The following is a 3,972-nucleotide window of genomic DNA, read 5'->3' on the forward strand; positions in this document are numbered from 1 at the left end:
CCTACTTGACATCCGAGTTGGATTTTTATTCCTGCGGTTTGGGCTAATTGTGCAATTCTTATTGTTTGGGCAATACCACCACATTTAGAAATTCTTAAGTTAAAAAAGTCACACGCATGTGCTGCAATTAAAGATTTGGCATCTTTAATTGTAACTAGTGATTCATCTACCATTTGGGGGATAGGCGCCATTTCTTTGAGTTTTGCCCAAGTTTGTGGTGTACTACGCTCGATCAACTGTTCGGCAGAATCAATATTTAACTCTACTAATTGTTGACATACTGCAACGGCGCTATCAAAATCATATATACCATTACCATCGATTCTTAGTGAAGTTTCTTGTCCTACTGCTTGACGAATTGCATGGAGACGCGAAAAGTCATGTTCTCCGGTTATTTTCACTTTGATATGTTTTAAACCGAATAATTTAAACGATTTGGCATTTTGGACGGCTTTTTCTATTGAACTTGATGTAATGGCGCCGCTATAGATAACAGTATTACGCTTGGGTGGTAAAATTGCAGATAGGGATAAATTTTGACTTTTTAGTAAACAATCGATTAAAGCTAACTCAAAACCAGCTTTAGCTGCATTAAACGCAATAACACCTTGACTTTTTGCCGTGGGAATTGTGTCGCTGATTTTATATAACCAAGATATATCTGGTTCTGGCTCTGGATAATCAATGTGTTTGATATTTTCCCAAATTGTCGAAGTCATAAACTGTAAACAAGATTCTACAGTTTCTCCCGTAACATAGGGACGCGCGACAGCTTCACCATAACCAATTGTACCATCTGCCGCTTTTAATCTAACAACGATGGAATCTGAGTAAGTTCTTGATTTGGTGCTATGAGAGAAAGATTCTGTAAAAGGAATTTTTAGCGCAAATAGAGTTGCTTCAATAATTTTCATGACAACATCTCCGTTTCTAGAGCTAGCGCAATTTCTCCAAAGTATCGCTTGATAAATATATTCTCTCTAAACGTTATATTTATGATAGTTTCTAAGTCATCAATTTCAAAACCGTAATATTCAACATAATTAACCACGGAATCTAAACCTTCTTCAGCATGACGAATATCAACTTCCGAATGATGAAAAAACCATTCTAAGCTTTCCCTATCAAGTTTTCGGTATTCTTGCAGAGCTATTCCTATTTTTCCTGAAAGACGTGACAGCATCCATTCAAAACAAGTCACTTCTAACAATACAGATAGTGCCAGTTCTTTTAGTGTCCCATACAGCATTGGCTCAGAACACATTTTGTGTAGTTCTGCCTGCGATAAAGCTTCTATTTGTGCTTGCTTGGCATTATGCAATCCTACAGCACTAGCTAACTTCCGCAATAAATCAGGATGACAAATACCTTCAGCGTCAAGTCCTAACTCCTCTAGCATATTATGCTGAATACTATTTGCAACAGTCGGAGGCGCCGCTGCATAAAGAAATGCTAGTATTTGAGGACTTTTGAGATGGGTTTTACAAAGGTTCGCAATAAATTCATCATAAAATTTTATATTTGCTACACCTGATACTAAGTGTTGAAAGCCTTCTGACTGTTCAAAGAACTTAGTTTGCTTTGCATAGTGAGATTCGATTAAACTACGTATCAGCATATTTGAATATATTTTTACAGGTAAATAATGAATTATACTTAAATAAATTCATGTAATATAATTCTAATTACTATGTGGATTGCCTACTATCAGAGGAAACTCAACGATAGAAATAGATAATATGTTGGGTTCCGCTTCACTTGATCCAACCCACAAACTACAATCTAACCTGTAACCTAACTATTGTCTCTACAACTGCTAACTCCTAACTCTTAACTTCTAACTATTGATTATGGCTGTTTATTTTCCCATATTGCCTTTGGCATTTAAATTTACTTCCCCTGGTCCAGTTTTGTTTCAACTTGGACCAATTACGATTCGCTGGTATGGTTTGTTGATTGCGAGTGCGGTGCTTATTGGTGTTATGCTGTCGCAGTATTTAGCGAAGCGTCGCAAGGTAAACCCTGACTTGCTGAGTGATTTATCTATATGGCTGGTTATTGGCGCCATTCCAGCCGCGCGTTTATATTACGTTATATTCGAGTGGTCAGAATACGCTAGACATCCTGAGCGTATTTTAGCTATATGGCAAGGTGGTATTGCAATTCACGGAGCAATTTTAGGTGGAACGCTTGCTGCACTGATTTTCTGTAAGCTCAAACAAGTTTCGTTTTGGCAAATGGCTGACTTGGTGGCGCCATCATTAATTTTAGGACAAGCAATAGGACGTTGGGGGAACTTCTTTAACTCTGAAGCTTTCGGTGATCCAACTAATTTACCTTGGAAATTATATATCCCACCCGAACGGCGCCCAGCTAATTTGCTCAACTTTGAATATTTTCACCCGACCTTTCTGTACGAGTCGCTATGGAATTTAGGAGTACTCGCGTTACTATTAACCTTATTCCTTCGCGGTTTGCAGGGTAAGCCAAAGTTAAAAGTTGGGACAATATTTCTAACTTATCTTCCAGCATACAGCTTAGGTCGCTTGTGGATCGAAGGGTTACGAACCGATAGCTTGATGCTTGGACCTTTACGAATAGCGCAAGTTATTAGCTTGACAGGAATTACGGTAGGGTTAGCAGGACTATGGTGGCTTTATATTAAAAACCGTCCTTTACCCGATGTTGTCTCGAATGTAGACGAGGAAATTGAAGATAGGGAATAGCTTTACAACAATTATCTATTAGGGGCGCCGTCCCCTAAAAATAAAAAATGCCCCAGAGTTTTCTCTAGGGCTTAACCAGGGTGCATCTACCAATCACTTCTACTATATATGGGAGCATCATCCGGAAAGCTACTGAATTTTTTCAAAAAAAATTTTTCTACAATAATCAATTTTATCAAAATATGCGTGAATCTACTATATATTCAAGTAATAAAAAATATCATAATTACCAAAAAAACACGGTATATATAATTGGTGCAGGGCCAGGAGACCCAGAACTGTTAACAATTAAAGCGAAAAATCTCTTAGAATGTGCTGATGTAGTTTTATTTGCCGACTCTTTAGTCCCACCTGCGATTATAGAATTTTGTCGAGAGGATGCTGAAATTATTCCAACCGCACGTCAAACCTTGGAAGAAATTCTCGGAGTCATGGTTGACAGGGTAAATTCGCAAAAATTAGTAGTACGCGCACACTCTGGAGACCCTAGTTTGTACAGTGCTATTCACGAACAAATGCAGCTTTTAGCCCAAGCCAATATCAATTTTGAAATCGTACCAGGTATAAGTGCCTTTCAAGCTGCCGCAGCAAAGCTTAAAGCTGAGTTAACAGTACCTGGTTTAGTTCAAACAATTATTTTGACGCGCGTTAGCGGACGTACAGAAGTTCCTGAAACTGAAGAACTAACTTTGCTCGCAGCGCATCAAGCTTCTTTGTGTTTATATTTGAGCGCGCGTCACGTTGAAAATGCTCAGGTAAAATTACTTAAACACTACCCAGCTAATACACCTGTCGGAATTTGCTATCGATTGGGCTGGGATGATGAGAAAATAGTGGTTGTTCCTCTTGAGCAAATGGCAAACTCTACCCGCGAGGAAAATTTGACTCGCACCACACTATATATAGTTAGTCCGGCACTTGGGGAAGTTAGCGCGCGTTCCCGTCTTTACCATCCTGAACATACTCACCTATTCCGTTCATAATCCAAACTCAATTATGCCTTTAATTAAAATTCAAACATCAATTCCGGAGCCTGCAAAATCTAACGTTGAAACTATGCTCAAAGGTCTTTCGGCAAAGTTGGCACAACATACAGGTAAACCAGAGTCGTATGTCATGACTGCTTTTGAACCAGATGTAACGATGACGTTTGCGGGAAATACTGAGCCTGCTTGTTATATTGAAGTTAAGAGTGTGGGCGCCATGAAATCTGAGCAAACACAGGCAATGAGCCAAGATTTTTGTG

Annotated in this window: 5 protein-coding genes; 3 read left to right on the forward strand and 2 right to left on the reverse strand. The window is 38.9% G+C overall.

Annotated elements, in window-relative coordinates; all coding sequences use genetic code 11:
• Together AC2JBO_RS43670 and AC2JBO_RS43675 are read right to left on the reverse strand one after the other, a co-directional pair.
• The coding region (locus AC2JBO_RS43670) for a mandelate racemase/muconate lactonizing enzyme family protein (RefSeq protein ID WP_496959865.1) at positions 1-914 on the reverse strand (914 nt) is incomplete at its 3' end.
• Positions 911-1,618 carry an iron-containing redox enzyme family protein gene (locus tag AC2JBO_RS43675; RefSeq protein ID WP_496959866.1) on the reverse strand — a complete coding sequence of 236 codons (708 nt, stop codon included), beginning with the start codon at positions 1,616-1,618 and terminating at the stop codon, positions 911-913. The genes AC2JBO_RS43675 and AC2JBO_RS43670, both read right to left, overlap by 4 nt.
• Positions 1,619-1,850: 232 nt before the next feature.
• Here AC2JBO_RS43675 and lgt point away from each other — a divergent pair, with 232 nt between their 5' ends.
• The 3 genes from lgt to AC2JBO_RS43690 all read left to right on the forward strand — a co-directional run.
• Positions 1,851-2,726: a prolipoprotein diacylglyceryl transferase gene (lgt, locus tag AC2JBO_RS43680; RefSeq protein WP_496959867.1), complete on the forward strand. Its 876-nt coding sequence runs from the start codon at positions 1,851-1,853 to the stop codon at positions 2,724-2,726.
• Positions 2,727-2,908: 182 nt separating this feature from the next.
• On the forward strand, positions 2,909-3,709 hold the full coding sequence (gene cobM, locus AC2JBO_RS43685) for a precorrin-4 C(11)-methyltransferase (protein WP_496959868.1): 801 nt from the start codon (positions 2,909-2,911) through the stop codon (positions 3,707-3,709).
• Positions 3,710-3,722: 13 nt separating this feature from the next.
• A partial coding sequence (locus AC2JBO_RS43690) for a phenylpyruvate tautomerase MIF-related protein (protein WP_496959869.1) occupies positions 3,723-3,972 on the forward strand: 250 nt, incomplete at its 3' end.

It is taken from the genome of Calothrix sp. CBUCES-K 9914 (genome assembly GCF_059640475.1).

Excerpts from the sequence above, each read along its gene's own strand:
- AC2JBO_RS43675 (WP_496959866.1), bottom strand. The coding sequence starts at position 1,618 with ATGCTGATACGTAGTTTAATCGAATCTCACTATGCAAAGCAAACTAAG.
- lgt (WP_496959867.1), top strand. The coding sequence starts at position 1,851 with ATGGCTGTTTATTTTCCCATATTGCCTTTGGCATTTAAATTTACTTCC.
- cobM (WP_496959868.1), top strand. The coding sequence starts at position 2,909 with ATGCGTGAATCTACTATATATTCAAGTAATAAAAAATATCATAATTAC.